Below are 17,655 nucleotides of genomic sequence, written 5' to 3' on the forward strand. Positions count from 1 at the left end.
ATGAGTACATTGACCCGTATATCAGTCCAAAACGAACATTTTAATGTTGGTGATGAATATCAATGGTTGTCAGAGTGTGAAAGTGATGGTGCGGTCGTCACTTTTACAGGAAAAGTGCGTAATCATAATTTAGGTGATGAAGTTAATACGCTAACTCTAGAGCATTATCCTGGTATGACAGAAAAGGCGTTAAATGACATTGTTGAGCAAGCACGCGCGCGTTGGCCTTTACAAAGAGTCAGCGTTATCCACCGTGTTGGCCAATTAAATATTGGTGAAGAGATCGTGTTTGTTGGTGTGACCAGCGCACATCGCCATAGTGCTTTTGAATCCGCAGAATTTATTATGGATTTTTTAAAAACGCGCGCACCTTTTTGGAAAAAAGAGGGGCTATCAGCTAACCAAGATAGATGGGTTGATGCTCGCCAAAGTGACTATGATTCAGCTAAGCGTTGGGAATAATTCATCAAGTGAAATCAAAGACAACATCACTTTACTTAAATTTATTTTACGGTGACATTCTATACAGTTTATTTCGTGGAAATGTAACATTAGTGTGATAAAATTAATCACTAATGAGTCCATAATGGGCTCTTTACTGAAATAAACGTTATCGTTAAATTCAACGTTATCACTATGATTAAAGGGTAATCATCATGGATCGATTTTCACGTTCAAATGATTCAATCGTACAGCGCACTGGTACAGGTCTACAAACCTTTATGGCGCAAGTGTATGGCTGGATGACAGTAGGTCTGTTACTTACTGCATTTGTTGCTCTGTATGTTGCATCCAGCGCGACTTTAATTGAGATGATCTTCACTAATAAGATCTTTTTCTTCGGTTTGATTATCGCTCAATTAGCATTAGTTTTTATATTATCCGGTATGGTACATAAAATGAGTGGTGCGCTTGCCACAACCCTCTTTATGCTCTATTCCGCATTAACAGGTGTCACTATTTCGAGTGTGTTAATTGTTTATACTTACTCCTCTGTTGCTAGCACTTTCTTTATCTGTGCGGCAATGTTTGGTGCATTAAGTGTTTATGGTTACACCACTAAACGTAGTTTAACTGGGATGGGTAGCTTCCTGTTTATGGGGCTTATCGGTATTATCATTGCTTCTATTGTTAATATCTTTATGCAAAGCAGCATGATGAGCATGGTTATCTCTTACGCAGGTGTACTGATTTTCGCTGGTTTAACCGCATATGACACACAAAAATTAAAGGATATGGGTAGCGAAATTAATCAAGAAGATAAAGAAAATATGCGCCGTTACTCAATTATGGGTGCATTAACGCTTTATTTAGATTTTATCAACCTGTTCTTAATGTTACTGCGTATTTTAGGCGATCGTCGTTAATCATAAACTGCGTCGTTTAATAACCGCATAGTTAAATCCCATAACCTCTTCAGTTATGGGATTTTTTGTATTTATAAAATACGGGCAGCAAGTCGTTATTTATAGCGTGAGATGTTTATTCTTATCTATCAAGGTACAGATTTTATACTATCTTCCTGCGGAAAAGATAATAGGCAATAGAGCCTGTCCCAATAGCAATAACAATCAGTGCCCATAAACTATGCCATATTACGGTAATATCGGCATTTTTGAGGTAGATTTGTTTGGTAATATCGGTGAAATGACGGATTGGGTTTATCCATGTGGCTTGCTGTAACCAAACTGGCATATTTTCCACTGGAGAAATATAGCCTGATAATAATACTGCGGGCATCATAAATACGAACACACCAATAAATGCTTGTTGTTGTGTTGAACTTAACGCGGAAATCAAAAGCCCAAAACCTACCAGCGATAAACCGTAAATAAGCATGGTAAAGTAAAATAATAGCAGTGAGCCTGAAAAAGGTATTTGATAGCCGAAAATACCGATAATTAATACAATGGTTCCCTGTACTGCCGCAACAACCATGGCAGGAACCGCTTTTCCCACAAAGATTTGCCAAGTTGATAACGGTGAAACTAATAGCTGATCTAATGTCCCTTGCTCTCGCTCTCTAGCAACAGACAGTGATGTTACTATCATTACCCCGATGGTGATAATTAAGGCTACTAAAGAAGGCACAATAAACCATTTATAGTTTAAATTGGGGTTATACCAATTGCGTACTACTAATTCGCTTTTATTCAGTAAAGATGGGGTATCGCCGGCTAATTCTGTTTGATAATTTTGCACAATTTGTTGTACATAATTTGCCGCAATTTGTGCACTATTAGAATTACGTCCATCAAGAATTAATTGTAATTTTACCGGAGTATGACTGGCTAAATTAGCACTAAAATTTTGTGGAAAACGCACTAATAGCAAGGCTTTACGATTATTAATCGTCTCTTTAATTTCATGTTCACTTTTTAATAATAGGGTTTCAGAAAAAGCACTGGCTTTGGCTATGCGTTGGGTTAATTCAATAGATTGTTTACCATTGTCTTCATCAAAAATAGCAACAGAGGCATTGGTAACATCAAGGGTGGCAGCAAAAGGGAATAAGATCATCTGAAAGATAACCGGTAATATTAAGATAATCCGTGTTTGCGGCTCTTGTAATAATGACTGTAGCTCTTTCATTATCAGGGTGAGAAGACGATGAAACATAAAAACTCTCCCTTATTAATCTAAGCGACGACGTGTTGCTAACGCCGTTAAGCCAATAAAAAAGATGGCTGAAACAATTAATAGCCACATATCTAGCATTAAGATCATCGGAATATCTCCCGCTAAGAAGAGTGTCTGTAAGCTACTAACAAAATAACGTGCGGGAATAAAATAGGTCACTACTTGAATAAAAAATGGCATGCTATCAATTTCAAACACAAAGCCTGATAACATCACCGCAGGTAAAAAAGCCGCATTAAGTGAGATCATTGCCGCGTTAAATTGATTGCGAGTTAGGGTGGAGATCAATAGCCCCATACCTAGTGCAGTGGCTAAAAATAGTGAAGTAATACCCGCTAAAATCCATAATGAGCCACGGTAAGGCACGCCTAATATATAGACAGTGACCAACATACATAGCACCATAACAAAACTGCCTAATACTTGATAAGGAATAAGCTTGGAAAGCAGTAATTCTGTGCGTGTAATTTGGGTTGAGAGTAAGGCTTCCATGGTGCCACGCTCCCATTCTCGAGCGATAACCAAAGAGGTTAGAATAGCCCCAACCACGGTGATGATAATAGTGACGGCACCGGGAATAATATAGTGTTGGCTGATGGCGGCAGGGTTAAACCAATACCTTGGCTCAATTTCAATTAATGGTTGCTGCTGAATGCCTTGACTTAAAGCTTGTTGCTGTAACCAGATTTGCCAAACCCCTTTGGTATAGGCTTGTACAAAGTTTGCGGTATTTGGCTCACTACCATCGGTGATCACTTGAATGGGAGCTTTGCTATCTTGTCGGGCTAATAATTGCGCAAAGTCGACAGGAATAACCACAATGCCACGAATTTCTCCGGCTTGCATTTTATCGATAAGCAATTGGCGATTATCGCTAATGGTGGCGTTAATATAGGGAGAGTTGGTAAAAGTATACACTAACTCTTGTGCCGGTTGGCTTTGTTGGTTAGTTAGTATACCAATATTTAATTTGCTTGAATCTAAGTTGATACCGTAACCAAAAATAAACAGTAAGGTGAGGGGGATAACAATAGCAATAAGCGCGCTACTGGGATCACGGGTGATTTGTTTAGTCTCTTTTAAACAAAGAGCATATAAACGTCGCCAAGAAAAATGTGCAGGTGATGATTGAGACGAATTACTCATGTTTTTCGCTCCCTTGGTGATTTTCTTGTTCAAGTTTTTTATCGTAATCCAGTACTAAGCCAATAAAAGCATCTTCCATAGAGGGGGTCGGATTTTCTTCTGTTGCTACCATCTGTTTTAATGAATCCGGCTCGCCTGCTGCAATAATTTTTCCGCGATAAACCAAACCGATACGATCACAATATTCAGCTTCATCCATAAAGTGAGTCGTTACCATCACTGTTACACCTTTATCCACCATTCCATTGATATGAAGCCAGAATTCACGGCGTGTTAAAGGATCAACCCCTGAGGTAGGTTCATCAAGAAAAAGAATATCTGGCTCATGCATCAAAGAGCATGCAAGAGCAAGACGCTGTTTATAGCCAAGAGGTAAGGTATCGGTGATTTGGTTAATCATTGGCTGTAAGCCAAATGCGGTTATCATATCATTGATTTTATTGCGCTGTTGCTTACCATATAATCCATAAACCCCAGAAAAAAATTTCAGGTTTTGCCCCACTTTTAAGTTGCTATATAGCGAGAATTTTTGTGCCATATAACCTAAATGTTGGCGAGCTTTACCTGAGCTGACTTTCAGATCCATACCTAACACTAATGCTTTACCACTCGTTGGTACTAATAGCCCGCACATCATCTTAAAGGTTGTCGATTTTCCCGCACCGTTAGGGCCTAATAACCCGAAAATCTCCCCACGTTTAACTTGGAAATCAACATGATCAGTGGCGGCAAATTGACCGAACATTTTCGTTAATTGTTGAGCTTCAATAACGGTTTCATCGGGTGCTGGGGGGATTTGTGGCATGATCTCCGCCAGTTCAGATTTATGAGAAGGGCCACCACCTAATAAATCAATAAAGGCATCTTCAAAGCGCGGTGTCGCCGGAATAAGTTTTGCATCTGGTTTTCCTAAGGCGTTTAACAATGCCGTTTGGTCACTGTGTTTTTTTAAGATCAATCGTACAGATTGCCCTTGGATCACGCCATCGGTCACTTGAGGTTGTATAATGGCTTGTTGCAATACTTTTCGACGCTGATGACCTTCAACATTGAGTAAAAAAGAGCGTCCCGCCATTTTAGCCGTTAAGGTCTGAGGTACACCGCTATAAAGTAATTCACCTTTATTCAGTAGCAGAATGTTTTTACATTGTTCTGCTTCATCAAGATAAGAGGTACTCCATAAGATAAGCATGCCATCACCGGCTAAGGTATGAACCATTTGCCAAAGCTCTCGACGGGCAATGGGATCAACACCAACCCCCGGCTCATCTAATAACAGTACTTTGGGACTACCTAATAGAGTACAAGCTAACCCTAATTTTTGTTTCATCCCACCAGAAAGATTACCCGCTAGACGAGAGGTAAAACGTGTTAAGTCAGTAAAAGAGAGTAGCTGTTGATAAACTCTTTTTCTCTCTTCACCGATAACATTTTTTAAATCTGCATAAAGGTTGAGATTCTCTAGCACAGTGAGATCTTCATATAAGCCAAATTTTTGTGGCATATAACCGAGGATAGCCCTAACATCAACACTCTGTTTTTGCGGATCCATTCCTAAAATTTTGATCTCACCAGCATCAGGTTTTAGTAATCCTGCTAGCATGCGGATTAGGGTTGTTTTTCCCGCACCATCAGGGCCGACAAGACCTGTGACTGAACCACCGGTAATGGTGGCGGTGAGTGAAGCAACCGCCGGTTTTTCAAGCCCAATAAAGCGTTTTTCAACACCGCTTAAATTGATGGTGTAATTTGTGTTATCCATATTGATTGCCTCTCCTCAACTTAATGAGTCGGTGCAAATTTCAAGGTCACTGGCATTCCTTGGCGTAATGCATCATCAGCATCGGTGACAACCACTCTTATACGATAAACTAGATCAGTGCGTAGTTCCGGTGTTTCAACGCTTTTAGGGGTAAATTCAGCGGTTGGCGAAACAAAACCTATAGTGCCGTGATAAGGCTTATCTTTGCGACTGTCGGTATAAAGATACACTTCGCGATTAGGTATCGCTTCACCTAAATGATTTTCACTAATATAAGCTCTAACCCACACAGGGTTAGTTAAAGAAACAGTAAAAACAGGGCTTCCTGCTGATAAAATAGTGCCAGGCTCCACAGCACGAGTCAGTATAGTTCCTTCTGCAGGTGAGGTTAATTTGGTGTCTTGAAGATTAAGCTCTGCTTGGGCAACTGCCGCTTTGGCTTGAAGTACTTGACCTCTTGCCATATCAATATCTTCTTGGCGATAACCATTTTGATATTGATTGAGTTTGTCTTGTGCTGCTTTTAATGCCGCAGCCGCTTGGTTACGATTATTGCGGGCACTGTCTAAGTCATTGGCTGAAATAACTTTGCGATTAGCAAGATCTTGTTGTCGCTTATAAAAGTTTTCAGCATATTGCCATGCGGCACGTTTTAATGACACATCTGACTGGGCTTGTGCAATTTCTTCACTGCGGTAACCAGCCTCCATTAAGGCTAATGAAGCGATGGCACTATCACGTTCACCATAAGCTTTATTTAATGCATTAATGTAAGGTGCATCATCGAGTTGGCCTAATAATTGACCTTTGGTGACCGGCGCACCTTCATCAACTTGTAGTTCCGCTAACTTGCCTGCAACACGAAAACTTAAGTTAACCGTCCGAATATCAACATTTCCATAGAGTACTAACTCAGGATCTTTGTTCTCTTCATAATAATAGATACCTGCGATAATACCGATAATAATCATTAAGATAATAAAGACACTGATTTTTTTCGTTTTCATAATAACTCTATTTATATTTATGCATGGTTGTTATGAGTATAGATCTCTCTTAGTCCATCAAGTAGTAAAGTAATATGTACTTTTAAGGTATTAGAAATAATTTCATATTCCTGTTTACCAATTCTATCCCATCCAGTTTGGCGTAAAATGGTTTCTCGTACTAATCGAAATGATAGCACCTCTCCCAAAATAGCGTGAGTATGTAGCATGGTTTTTGGTAAAGTTGGATCTAAGCCAATATAAAGTGCTAATAAACGATTTACACGAGTTAATAGCGGAGATAACGCTTGCTGGTGGATAAGGGAATAGGCTTCTGTGGGAACAAGTTGTTCTCTTGCCATAATACGACTGATATGTACATTGCTTTTATCAAGTACGAGTCGGGCATATTGCAAAAAACTGTCAATGATCAGTTTTTGTAATAGGGGTAAGTGCTCTGTTGGATTAGGTTTTTCAAGAAAATCATCAAGTTGTGCAACAGTGGGTTCAAAATCAATTCGAATTAAATCGGCAATATACTGTGCAACAGCGAGATATAACCCTTCTTTAGAGCCAAAATAGTAAGCAATAGCCGCGATATTTTGCTTCGCAGCTTGCGCAATCTGGCGAGTTGTGGCGCCATCAGGCCCATTTTTACCAAAGATTTCACAGGCAGCTTCTAATAACTGTCGTTTTGCAAGTTCCCCTCGAGTTTTCTTTTGGTGTGTGTCTGGCATAAGGATACCTTACTTAAGTAAAATGTAACAAAGAAATAACATTAAAATAGTCGTTATTGAAAGTAGTATATTCGATGATATTGAGTAACAGGATAAATTTGTAGTAAATAATGAAATAAAGATGACATGTAATAAAAAAAACATGATTTATTTAAAAATTATTTTTATATTCGCAAGATAGCAAAACTGTTAAAATGACCGCTATTAGGTTAACCTGATAAGGTTCATTCTCTTTCACCTTGAGGTGAAAGCCCGTCATTTTTAATTTCAATCACCGTGTTATACGTTCTGGTTGTAGGAGATTTCTGTTTTGACCGATTTTACATCGCTTGGTTTAAGTGAGGCGCTTCTCCGCGCTATTGATGAACAAGGGTATAAAACCCCAACCCCTATTCAACAACAGGCGATTGAGCCGATTTTGGCGGGTAAGGACGTATTAGCAAGTGCACAAACGGGTACGGGAAAAACGGCCGCATTTACATTACCGATACTGGAAAAACTCGCTACATCAGCAGAGAAAACGAAAGGGCGTAAGCCAGTTAAAGCGCTTATTTTAACCCCTACACGTGAATTAGCTGCACAAATTGCCGATAACGTAAAAGCTTATAGTCGTTATTTACCTATTCGTTCATTGGTGGTTTTTGGTGGCGTTAGTATCAATCCTCAAATGATGAAACTACGAGGTGGCGTCGATGTTTTGATTGCAACACCGGGCCGCTTACTTGATCTTGAACATCAAAATGCTGTCGACTTATCTCGCGTTGAAGTATTGGTGTTAGATGAAGCTGATCGTATGTTAGATATGGGATTTATTCATGATATTCGTCGAGTCATCAATAAGTTACCGAAAAAACGACAAAATTTACTCTTTTCAGCGACTTTTTCAAAAGAGATAACAGGGCTTGCTAACTCACTACTCAACAATCCTATAAGTATTGCTGTTGCCCCCAAAAACTCAGCGGCTGAATCTGTTGATCAATATGTCCATTTAGTGGATAAAAAGCGTAAGACAGAGCTGTTATCACACTTAATTGGTCTAGAAAATTGGCCTCAAGTTCTTATTTTTACTCGAACTAAACATGGTGCGAATAAATTAGCTGAACATCTTAATTTAGATGGCATCAAATCAGCGGCGATCCATGGTAATAAAAGCCAAGGAGCTAGAACACGTGCTTTAGCTGATTTTAAAGACGGTAAATTAAAAGCGTTAGTTGCCACTGATATTGCAGCGCGGGGACTTGATATTGACCAACTTCCTTATGTGGTCAACTTTGAATTACCGCAGGTAGCAGAAGATTACGTTCATCGTATTGGTCGAACAGGGCGTGCGGCGGCAACAGGTAAAGCGATATCTTTAGTTTGTGTTGATGAACATGGCTTATTAGCCGATATTGAACGCTTATTAAAACGTGAAATTCCTCGTTTAGCATTAGAAGGTTATGATCCTGATCCCTCAATAAAAGCGGCACCTTTGCATAAAAAGCCAAAGAATAAAGCACGTAATAATAAAGAAGGCGGACATGGTCGTGCTGATATGCGTGGCAAAGATAATCGCCATACACCACGTAATAAAAATAGTCGTAATCAAAAAGAGAGTGAAACGGGTGAGATAAAACAGAATAAATCTAAACCAGCTAGACGTTCACGCAAACACGATGATGATCGTGATAATCAAAATCCTTGGTCAAAAGCTAGAAAAGAATTTTGAGGCTAAACTGTGCGAGTCCTATTAGCGCCAATGGAGGGGGTGTTAGACCCCCTTGTGAGAGATCTACTGACGGCGATTAATCATTACGATCTCTGTATCACGGAATTTATTCGCGTTGTTGATTCATTATTACCGCCAAAAGCATTTTATCGTTTATGCCCTGAATTACACACCCAAAGTCGCACGCAAAGTGGCACCTTGGTGCGAGTACAATTATTAGGGCAAAATCCACAATGGTTGGCAGAAAACGCTTTTCGAGCCGTCTCTTTAGGTTCATGGGGGGTTGATCTCAATTGTGGTTGTCCTTCTAAAACCGTCAATGGTAATGGCGGTGGTGCCTCGTTATTAAAACAACCAGAAACGATTTATCAAGCAACTAAAGCGATGCGTCATGCTGTACCTGCGGATTTACCTGTTTCTGTAAAGGTCCGATTAGGGTGGGATTGTTCATCTTATTGTCATGAAATTGCCGATGCCGTAGAACAAGGTGGCGCGACAGAAATTACTATCCACGGTAGAACAAAAGAAGATGGTTATCGTGCTGATAAGATAAACTGGCAAGCGATTGGTGAAATTCGCCAAAAATTGACTATTCCCGTTATCGCTAACGGTGAGATTTGGTGTCGAGAAGATGCTATCTCTTGTTTAAAGATAACCGGCTGTGATGCGATTATGATAGGTCGCGGGGCGATGCATACGCCCAATTTAAGTAATGTGATAAAAGGTATTGAAGAAAAAATGCCTTGGTCACAAGTGATCCAATTACTTAAACGCTATATTCGTCTAGAAAAGCAAGGGGATACCACTTATTACCATGCTTCCCGTATAAAACAGTGGTTGGGATATTTAAGAAAAGAGTATCAAGATGCTGATGCACTTTTTAGTCAAATTAGAACGCTAAAAACCTCACCTGAAATAGCCAAAATAATAGAAGCGTTATAATAACCACAATAGGTTATTAATAGCCAAAACCAGCATTAATAATAAGGTGCTGGTTTTTTCTATAAAAAGGTAAAAATATCTGAATATGAAAAAAATAATTGCTGTTTAAGTACAATTATTGGAAAAAATCACTATTTCGTCTTACACTCTTAAAGTGACCATTTTTAATATACTATCTATATTATCACTACATTTAGGGGGAACTATGGGATTTCTTTCTTGGATTGTGTTCGGTCTTATTGCGGGTATCTTAGCCAAATTCTTAATGCCTGGCTCGTATGATATCGGCCTTATCTGGACCTGTATTCTAGGTATTGTGGGTGCTGTAGTTGGTGGTGTAATTAGTAATTTCTTTGGTAAAGGCAAAGTAGATGGTTTCAATTTTGGTAGTTTTGTCGTTGCCGTAATAGGGGCAATCGTTGTGCTTTATTTAGCAAAAATATTTGCCAGTTAATTGGAAATAAAGAGTCTATTAATACTATTAAACCCGCATCTGCGGGTTTACTTTTTTGCGTTAACTTCACTATCGCTTTTATTTTATTCGCATTCACAAGGTAATGCGTTTTCTGCTCCCCACTGCGCCCAAGAGCCATCATACAGTGCGATATTCTGGCAGCCCAATAGAGTTAAAGCCAAAAATAGAATAGCTGCTGTCATACCTGAGCCACAACTGACAATAATTGGTTGAGATAAATCGACACCTGCTTGTTCAAAAATGTGCTGTAATTGCGCTTTATCTTTTAATTGTCCATTAATAACTAAGTTATCCCAAGGAACATTTTTACTATTGGGAATATGGCCCCTACGTAAACCGGGACGAGGCTCTGGTGCTCTACCATAAAATCTATCCGCCGAACGAGCATCAATGATTTGATTTTGTTGCGTAGTCAGATTATCCAGTATTTGTTGTTTATCGACACGGCGTTGAGTGTGGCGTGTAACGATAAAAGGGTGAGTGGCTGGGACTTTGGGCGTTTCTCCTTGTTCAAGGGGGAAACCCGCTTCTTGCCAAGCTTGTAAACCACCGGCCAGAATACGCACCTTGTGACAACCTAAGGTAGTAAAAGTCCACCAGCCACGAGGTGCTGAAAAGAGATTGCCGATATCATAGAGGATCACTGTTGTATTATTTGAAATACCTAACTGAGTTAAGGTTTCAGAAAACAGTGTGTCAGATGGCAACATATGTGGTAATGATGTTGTTTTATCGGCGGTTTCATCCAGATCAAAAAAATGGGCACCAGGGATATGACGTTCAAGATAGCGTTGATGATAGTCAATATCTTGCGTAGGCATGGGCGCACTGACATCAACTATCACGAGATCTTGAGCGTCGTGATGTTCAAAAAGCCATTGTGGAGTAACAAAATAATCAAATTCCATGGTGCAACCTCTTTATTTCGTCGATGGTGAGCTATCTGGTAGAGCTGGAAATTGCTGTGCTGGTGAGCGATTAGGTTGAGTTTGCTCTGTGTCTACCGGTGTGGTTGAGCGCGTATAAATATTTAGTCCGGCAAGAAAAACGCCCCCAAGGGAGCCAAAAGCCAGTAGTGCGATAACAACAAGAAGTAATTTTTTCATAAGATTTATGTGCAGATGAATGTTACTAAAAAGTATATCTAGATATGCCATTGAAACAAGTGCTGTACCACATAAAGCAGTAAATTGGTTAGTATTAAAATAGGATATCGCTGTTCAAAAAACAAACAAATTTGGAATATAATAATACCTAGCTTTAATTATGGTGATAGTTATTGTTTAGGGTGATGGATAATAACAAAAAGCCCTTAAACTCAGGAGTCACCGAGTTTAAGGGGAAGGGAATACAACTTATTATTTTATTTGATACACAATCGGTGCTGTAAATTATGTGTATAAAAACCAGAATGTCATCGCTAAGTTAACGGTAGCGGCGACAGCCATTGGAATTGCGGTTCTTTTCACTATTTGGAAAGGTGAGACATTGGCAATTCCTGCAATAGCAACAATAGCTGCCGTAATAGGTGAAACTGTGCGACCAAAGCTGGTCATAATTTGCATAGGTAAAATTAAAGTGATGACATCGACTTTTAAGAATGCAGCAATTTTGGGTGTTAATGCGGCAAATGAAAAGAATGCAGCATTACCCGATCCCATTAAAAAGGCTGCTAATGCTAAGATGGCACTCATCACAATAATCATAGCAGCAATACCAAAGCCAGCATCTTGAGCAGAACTAATTAAGGTATCTACCGCGCCACTTTTTAGTAATCCATTAGCAAAAAATTCCCCAGATACAATCAACGATACAACTAAAACAAACTGTTTTCCCATGCCTTCAAAGAACAACATAAAACTGTTCATTACCGCTTTAGCATCGCGCAATCGCACATATTCAAAGACTAGTGCAATAACCGTACTAATAATCATTGCGGTAGTCACTTCTAATTTAATGTAATTATGAAATAACGGACTAAAACCAATAATGAGAATTAAAGGGATCACGGGTAATAAGGCATATGATAATGGCACCTGACTTCCTTCTTCTTTTACATTATCAATGGCTGTTGGGTCGAAAACAAAACCCTCACGTTTATCCCACCAACGTTGAATAAAGAAATGGGTAATAGCAACCGCAATGATAATAGGAATAGTGATAGGCAGTTGGTGTTGAACAAAATAGACTGCAGGTTCAATATCCGCTGTTTTAGCCGCCATAATAACATTTCCAGAGCCGGGTCCATGATCAATAAATTGACAACAACCGATAACAGCTAAAGCAGATAGAGGACTAATACCTGAGCGAATTAAAATAGGGTACATCGTTACCATGAGTAACATTCCTAAACCTGCATGGCTAGGAATAAAAATAACTAAAATTTGTGTGACTAAAAATGAAATAACTAGTAATAAGTAGGGGGATTTAATCGTTTTTAATGGTTTTTCAAAAATAGCAAATAAAGCTCGGCTGGCGCCCACGTGTTCCATATAACGTGAGAAACCAGCAATTGCCATTAAGGTTAAACCTAAACCCGCTAAACGCGAGCTCATAATATCGGTAAAAATTTGGAAAATATCAAAATACTTAAATTGTGTAGATTTATTTTCCGGTAATAAAGGGTTGAGATCGAGAGAAGCTGTAAGGAGCAATAACAGCATGCCTCCGAGTAATAACACAGGTTGAGGTTTATAACCTCGAGCCAGCAAATAAACTACCAACGCAGTAACTAGCGCGGCAATAATTAAACCAGTCATAATTAATTCCCCAGTGTCGTGATGCAGTATTGTTGTTATTGATTTAATGCACTAAATGCTTGGGTGAGATCTGCAATTAAGTCATCAATAGACTCAAGACCAATATGTAAACGTACAAAAGGACCGTGGCCTTCACGCCAATCTGTTGCTGTTCTGGCACCCATAACATTGGCGGGTAATGCAAGACTTTCAAATCCTCCCCAAGATGCACCAATACCAAATAAGGTTAATGCATCAATAAATTGTTCAGATTGTTTAATGGTATATTTTTGTTTAAATTCAATGGTTAATAATCCATTACTACCTTTACAATCACGTTTCCATAAGTCATGGCGAGGATGTGTGGGTAACTCTGGAAACCAAACTTTGGCCACTTCAGGGCGTGTTTCTAACCACTGAGCGATAGCCAGTGCTGATTTACCATGATTTGTAAGACGTTGAGCAAGAGTCCTCATTCCTCTCAGGACTAAGGCGGCATCATCAGGGCTACTTGCTTGACCAAGAGCTTCTGGTAATGCCCCAATTTGTTTCCATGCGGTTTCATTTGCGATCATAATGCCCATCATGACATCTGAGTGACCGCATAAATATTTAGTTGCAGCAATTACAGAAACATCAGCACCTAATTCCAAAGGGTTATAAAGCCATGCCGAGCCCCAAGTATTATCCACCCCAACAGGAATATTTTTTTCATGAGCGATACGGCAAATTTCTGGTAGATCCAGCATTTCATAAAGTAATGAACCCGGTGATTCAACGAAAATAAGTTGAGTGTTTTCTTGAATTTTTTGCTCGAAATCTGAACCGTCAGTTTTAAAAAAGCTATAAGTGATATTATTAGGCTCTAAAAAAGCAGAGGCTATTTTACGTACGGGTTCATAGACAGAATCAGCAAATAAAACATGCCCACCACTTCGGGCGTAGCCCATAATAGTAAATGCAATTGCGGCTAGCCCTGTAGGAAAGAGCTGTGCTCGATAACCACCTTCTAATTCAGTTACTAATGCTTCAAGTGCAAACGCTGTTTCTGTACCACGAGCACCATAGCTTAATACTCGTTCAGTAATACGACGATCGCGTATTTCACGCCAACTTTTTATTGAATCAAAAACAATAGTACTGGCTCTCATAACAGGAGGGTTAATTGGGCCAGATGTTTTAATTGCTTGACGCCCACTATGTATCAATGTTGTTTGTTTATTCTGTTTCATTATTTATATCTCCGAATATAGAAAATAAGATCTCCCAGTAATTAATTTAGAATTTAATTACTATTTTGAGCTGGAAATTTGTAGTTGCTATTATTTATAACAAAGATATTTATTTTTAAAATATCTATTTTTAAAAAATGATGATCTTGCTCTAATTTTTTATCATTAATTATTCTAATTAAATCTTAAAGATTGTTTAAGATTTAAAAGGTATAAATAATAAATTAATTTTATTTTGTAACTTATTGAATTTTAATCAATTTTCAATTGATTAGAAATTCTTTAAATTAGATTAAAATTATCAAAGTGTTTTTATTAAAATTCTATTGCATAAATAAAGTAACAAGCTAACAACTCGTTTTATTTTAAAAACGATTTTTTATTATTCTTTTAACAGGGGAAATAATTATGGGAACTAGTGTGTTTGATTCTGTTTTATTAAAAAACTTATGGTCAACAGAAGAAATGAGAACTATTTTTTCTGACAAAACTAGAATGCAAAATTGGCTTGATTATGAAGCAGCATTAGCAATAGAACAAGCTGAGCTTGGTTTAATTCCTCAAAAGGCGGCTGAGGTTATTGTACAGAGTGCAAAACTTGAAAAATTAGATATGGATTATGTATTAGAACAAGTTCGTCTTACTCGACATCCATTAGTACCTACTATTCGAGGCTTAGAACATGCTTGTTCTGAACATTATGGAGAATATGTTCATTTTGGGCCGACAACACAAGATGTTATTGATACAGGCTTAGTGCTACAACTTAAAGCTGCTCATCAAACTTTTTTACGTGATATTAAAATATTAGGTCGTTCATTACTTTCTTTAAGTGAAAAACACCGCAATACACCTATGGTTGGACGCACTTTAGCGTTACAAGCGTTACCAATCACATTTGGGCATAAAACAGCAATTTGGTTGACAGAGTTAGCGCGTCATTATCAACGACTTAAAGAGGTGGAACCTCGTCTATTTGTTGGCAGTGTAGTCGGTGCTGTCGGGACTAAAGCTTCTTTAAGCGATAAAGCTGATGAATTAGAAAAACGCGTATTAAAACGCTTAGGATTAGGTATACCGGAAATCTCATGGCAACCAGCACGTGATAGATTTAGTGAATATGGTATGTTAATTGGATTAATTAGTGGAACGTTAGGGAAAATAGCTAACGAGATCTTAATATTAGCACACAATGAAATTGATGAGCTTTCAGAACCTTTTGGTAAAGGGCAAGTTGGCTCTTCAACTATGCCACATAAACGCAATCCAGCTATTGTTGAAAATGCCGCCTGTGTAAGTAATACCTTAAAAGCTAATCTTTCTGTATTAACGGATATGATGAAACATCAACATGAACGTGATGGTGCTATCTGGAAGATGGAGTGGAAGATTATGCCAGAAATGTGTCTGATGTTATCTGTTATCTTGGATAATATGAAAACAGTACTAGGTGGGCTAAATGTTCATGTTGAAAAAATGCGTCACAACATGGATATCTTAGGTGGGTTTATGTTAGCAGAACGTGTGATGTTTGCTCTGTCCGATAAAGCAGGCAAACAAACTGCTCACGAAATTGTGTATGAAGCGTCAATGTCTGGACAAGAAGAGGGGATTACTTTCGTAGAAGCTATTAATCGTGATACTCGTATTCGTGACCATATTTCACAAGAAGAGTTAAATGCTTTGCTAGATCCAACTACCTATGTTGGTAATGCTCCTGAGCAAGTTGATCGTGTAGTCGCTCAAACAAAAGCTTCCGGCTGGTTAAATGATTAATTGATGGAATGAAATCTCATAAAAAGCCAGTGATAACTGGCTTTGTTATTATCAGCATTGAGGTATTTATATGACATTGAGTCAGCATGTAGCTAATTTTATTACTACAACGACATTTTCACAGCTTCCAACGCAACTGATAGCTCGAGCCAAATTACATTTATTAGATACATTAGGTGTAGCACTTGCAGGGAGTACACAATCTAGCTCGAAACAAGGACGTCATGGGATTACTCTTTTACCCGATAGCCAAGGTAAGATCCCCATTTGGGGAAGTATGCAGACAGCTAATACCACTGCAGCAGCCTTAGCCAATGGTATTGCTGCACATGCATTAGATTTCGATGATACACATACTGATTCTATTACTCACGGTAGTGCTGTATTAACACCGATAGCTTTTGCGTTAGGGGAAACATTAAACGCCTCAAATGAAGAAATATTAACGGCTTGGGTTATTGGTTGGGAAGTTGCTGCACGGGTTGGTTTAGCGAGTCACAGTGGTTTCCATCAACGTGGATTTCATGCAACGGCGATTGCTGGGATCTTCGGTGCAACAGCATGTGCGGCTTCATTATTAAAACTTACGTCACAGCAGGCGGTAAATGCGTTAGGACTAACGGCAAGTCAAGCAGCGGGTATCGCTGAATATCTGACTAATAGCTCATCGGCAAAATGTTTTCATGCCGGATGGGCCGCTCAATCCGGTATTATTGCAGCCTCGTTAGCTAAAGGGGGAATGACTGGGCCTGAGACAATATTTGAAGGGCGATACAGTATTTATCATACTCATGGGATCAGCGAGCAAGCGATCCCTGAACAAGTTGCACAAGGATTAGGTGAACAATGGGAGTTTTTAAATGTTTCAATAAAACCTTATCCGGTTTGCCATTTTGCTCATGCTACTGTTGATTGTGGACGTCGTTTACTTAAAAGAGGGATCAGTGCGGAAGAAATTGAACAAGTAGAATGTGTGATTGATCCAGTTGCTGCTGCATTAATTTGTGAGCCACTCGAAACAAAATGGGCGCCAAAAACAGCTTATGGGGCAAAATTTAGCTTACCTTGGTTATTTGCTATTGGTTTTTTAGATAATGCGTTAACTTTATCATCGCTTTCAGCGGAAAACTTACAGCGTAACGATATCCAACTATTGGCGAAAAAAGTGAGCTATCGTTATCCATCAGAAAATGAAATTCCCTTTCCGAGCTATTTTCCTGGATTAATCTTTGTTAGATTGAAAAATGGGCAACAATTAACTGAAAGGATCGATATTCAGTATGGTAACCCTGAAAATCCGATGGTTGATACGGATGTAATAGCGAAGTTTTATGATAATGCCAAGTGTGTAATGAAAAAGACACAAGCTGATCAACTGATTGAAAATATAATGAATTTTGAAAATATACCTATTTCATTACTTACACAATTATTACGGGTAGAGGCATAACTCTTTTATCTGCATCCACAGGGACAAGATAATGAATCTGATACCTTTTGTTTAAATGAGTTG

The 17,655-nt window shown here is 38.8% G+C and carries 16 protein-coding genes; 7 read left to right on the forward strand and 9 right to left on the reverse strand.

All coding sequences use genetic code 11. The annotated features are described in order from the left end of the window. Positions 1 to 462: a molybdopterin synthase catalytic subunit MoaE gene (gene moaE, locus AACQ49_RS16690; RefSeq protein ID WP_004244476.1), complete on the forward strand. Its 462-nt coding sequence runs from the start codon at positions 1 to 3 to the stop codon at positions 460 to 462. A gap of 194 nt (positions 463 to 656) precedes the next feature. Next, positions 657 to 1,367 carry a Bax inhibitor-1/YccA family protein gene (locus AACQ49_RS16695; protein ID WP_004244477.1) on the forward strand — a complete coding sequence of 237 codons (711 nt, stop codon included), beginning with the start codon at positions 657 to 659 and terminating at the stop codon, positions 1,365 to 1,367. 142 nt (positions 1,368 to 1,509) lie between these two features. Here AACQ49_RS16695 and AACQ49_RS16700 read toward each other — a convergent pair whose 3' ends face one another. The 5 genes from AACQ49_RS16700 to cecR are packed head-to-tail and all read right to left on the reverse strand — an operon-like array spanning position 1,510 to position 7,271. Next, positions 1,510 to 2,619: an ABC transporter permease gene (locus tag AACQ49_RS16700; protein WP_004244478.1), complete on the reverse strand. Its 1,110-nt coding sequence runs from the start codon at positions 2,617 to 2,619 to the stop codon at positions 1,510 to 1,512. 15 nt (positions 2,620 to 2,634) lie between these two features. Next, positions 2,635 to 3,786, reverse strand: a complete 1,152-nt coding sequence (locus AACQ49_RS16705) for an ABC transporter permease (protein WP_004244479.1) — start codon at positions 3,784 to 3,786, stop codon at positions 2,635 to 2,637. Further along, complete coding sequence (locus tag AACQ49_RS16710; protein WP_004247572.1) at positions 3,779 to 5,548, reverse strand: ATP-binding cassette domain-containing protein; 1,770 nt, start codon at positions 5,546 to 5,548, stop codon at positions 3,779 to 3,781. Before AACQ49_RS16710 ends, AACQ49_RS16705 begins: the two co-directional genes overlap by 8 nt. Positions 5,549 to 5,568: 20 nt before the next feature. Beyond that, positions 5,569 to 6,555 carry a secretion protein HlyD gene (gene hlyD / locus AACQ49_RS16715; protein WP_004247573.1) on the reverse strand — a complete coding sequence of 329 codons (987 nt, stop codon included), beginning with the start codon at positions 6,553 to 6,555 and terminating at the stop codon, positions 5,569 to 5,571. A gap of 17 nt (positions 6,556 to 6,572) precedes the next feature. Beyond that, positions 6,573 to 7,271, reverse strand: coding sequence for a transcriptional regulator CecR (gene cecR, locus AACQ49_RS16720; protein WP_004247574.1), 699 nt, complete (start codon positions 7,269 to 7,271; stop codon positions 6,573 to 6,575). 310 nt (positions 7,272 to 7,581) lie between these two features. Here cecR and rhlE point away from each other — a divergent pair, with 310 nt between their 5' ends. The 3 genes from rhlE (at position 7,582) to AACQ49_RS16735 (ending at position 10,375) form a co-directional block, all read left to right on the forward strand. After that, complete coding sequence (gene rhlE, locus AACQ49_RS16725) at positions 7,582 to 8,979, forward strand: ATP-dependent RNA helicase RhlE (RefSeq protein ID WP_004244484.1); 1,398 nt, start codon at positions 7,582 to 7,584, stop codon at positions 8,977 to 8,979. A 9-nt stretch (positions 8,980 to 8,988) separates the two neighbouring features. Next, the gene (gene dusC, locus AACQ49_RS16730; RefSeq protein WP_017628460.1) at positions 8,989 to 9,921 is read left to right on the forward strand and encodes a tRNA dihydrouridine(16) synthase DusC; all 933 of its coding nucleotides are present in this window, start codon (positions 8,989 to 8,991) and stop codon (positions 9,919 to 9,921) included. 205 nt (positions 9,922 to 10,126) lie between these two features. Then, the gene (locus AACQ49_RS16735) at positions 10,127 to 10,375 is read left to right on the forward strand and encodes a GlsB/YeaQ/YmgE family stress response membrane protein (RefSeq protein ID WP_004244486.1); all 249 of its coding nucleotides are present in this window, start codon (positions 10,127 to 10,129) and stop codon (positions 10,373 to 10,375) included. Positions 10,376 to 10,458: 83 nt separating this feature from the next. Here the strand turns inward: AACQ49_RS16735 and sseA are convergent, their stop codons facing one another. The 4 genes from sseA to metC form a co-directional block, all read right to left on the reverse strand. Next, on the reverse strand, positions 10,459 to 11,304 hold the full coding sequence (sseA, locus tag AACQ49_RS16740) for a 3-mercaptopyruvate sulfurtransferase (RefSeq protein WP_088206723.1): 846 nt from the start codon (positions 11,302 to 11,304) through the stop codon (positions 10,459 to 10,461). A 12-nt stretch (positions 11,305 to 11,316) separates the two neighbouring features. Then, positions 11,317 to 11,502 carry a hypothetical protein gene (locus tag AACQ49_RS16745; protein WP_012367682.1) on the reverse strand — a complete coding sequence of 62 codons (186 nt, stop codon included), beginning with the start codon at positions 11,500 to 11,502 and terminating at the stop codon, positions 11,317 to 11,319. 285 nt (positions 11,503 to 11,787) lie between these two features. Beyond that, positions 11,788 to 13,155, reverse strand: a complete 1,368-nt coding sequence (dcuC, locus tag AACQ49_RS16750; RefSeq protein WP_004244490.1) for a C4-dicarboxylate transporter DcuC — start codon at positions 13,153 to 13,155, stop codon at positions 11,788 to 11,790. Positions 13,156 to 13,190: 35 nt separating this feature from the next. Continuing rightward, positions 13,191 to 14,366, reverse strand: coding sequence for a cystathionine beta-lyase (gene metC, locus AACQ49_RS16755; protein WP_017628459.1), 1,176 nt, complete (start codon positions 14,364 to 14,366; stop codon positions 13,191 to 13,193). Positions 14,367 to 14,774: 408 nt separating this feature from the next. Between metC and purB the strand changes: the two genes are divergently transcribed. After that, on the forward strand, positions 14,775 to 16,142 hold the full coding sequence (gene purB / locus AACQ49_RS16760; protein WP_049203659.1) for an adenylosuccinate lyase: 1,368 nt from the start codon (positions 14,775 to 14,777) through the stop codon (positions 16,140 to 16,142). Positions 16,143 to 16,212: 70 nt separating this feature from the next. Beyond that, a complete protein-coding gene (locus AACQ49_RS16765; protein ID WP_004252118.1) occupies positions 16,213 to 17,592 on the forward strand; it encodes an MmgE/PrpD family protein in 1,380 nt (459 codons plus the stop codon). The last annotated feature ends 63 nt before the right edge of the window (positions 17,593 to 17,655 follow it).

Origin of the sequence: Proteus sp. G2675, from assembly GCF_963886535.1 — a bacterium.
GTDB classification, from domain to species: Bacteria; Pseudomonadota; Gammaproteobacteria; order Enterobacterales; family Enterobacteriaceae; genus Proteus; species Proteus mirabilis.

Excerpts from the sequence above, each read along its gene's own strand:
- AACQ49_RS16745 (WP_012367682.1), bottom strand. The coding sequence starts at position 11,502 with ATGAAAAAATTACTTCTTGTTGTTATCGCACTACTGGCTTTTGGCTCC.
- AACQ49_RS16735 (WP_004244486.1), top strand. The coding sequence starts at position 10,127 with ATGGGATTTCTTTCTTGGATTGTGTTCGGTCTTATTGCGGGTATCTTA.
- dcuC (WP_004244490.1), bottom strand. The coding sequence starts at position 13,155 with ATGACTGGTTTAATTATTGCCGCGCTAGTTACTGCGTTGGTAGTTTAT.
- hlyD (WP_004247573.1), bottom strand. The coding sequence starts at position 6,555 with ATGAAAACGAAAAAAATCAGTGTCTTTATTATCTTAATGATTATTATC.
- moaE (WP_004244476.1), top strand. The coding sequence starts at position 1 with ATGAGTACATTGACCCGTATATCAGTCCAAAACGAACATTTTAATGTT.
- AACQ49_RS16695 (WP_004244477.1), top strand. The coding sequence starts at position 657 with ATGGATCGATTTTCACGTTCAAATGATTCAATCGTACAGCGCACTGGT.
- AACQ49_RS16710 (WP_004247572.1), bottom strand. The coding sequence starts at position 5,548 with ATGGATAACACAAATTACACCATCAATTTAAGCGGTGTTGAAAAACGC.
- metC (WP_017628459.1), bottom strand. The coding sequence starts at position 14,366 with ATGAAACAGAATAAACAAACAACATTGATACATAGTGGGCGTCAAGCA.
- cecR (WP_004247574.1), bottom strand. The coding sequence starts at position 7,271 with ATGCCAGACACACACCAAAAGAAAACTCGAGGGGAACTTGCAAAACGA.
- AACQ49_RS16705 (WP_004244479.1), bottom strand. The coding sequence starts at position 3,786 with ATGAGTAATTCGTCTCAATCATCACCTGCACATTTTTCTTGGCGACGT.
- purB (WP_049203659.1), top strand. The coding sequence starts at position 14,775 with ATGGGAACTAGTGTGTTTGATTCTGTTTTATTAAAAAACTTATGGTCA.
- AACQ49_RS16700 (WP_004244478.1), bottom strand. The coding sequence starts at position 2,619 with ATGTTTCATCGTCTTCTCACCCTGATAATGAAAGAGCTACAGTCATTA.
- sseA (WP_088206723.1), bottom strand. The coding sequence starts at position 11,304 with ATGGAATTTGATTATTTTGTTACTCCACAATGGCTTTTTGAACATCAC.
- AACQ49_RS16765 (WP_004252118.1), top strand. The coding sequence starts at position 16,213 with ATGACATTGAGTCAGCATGTAGCTAATTTTATTACTACAACGACATTT.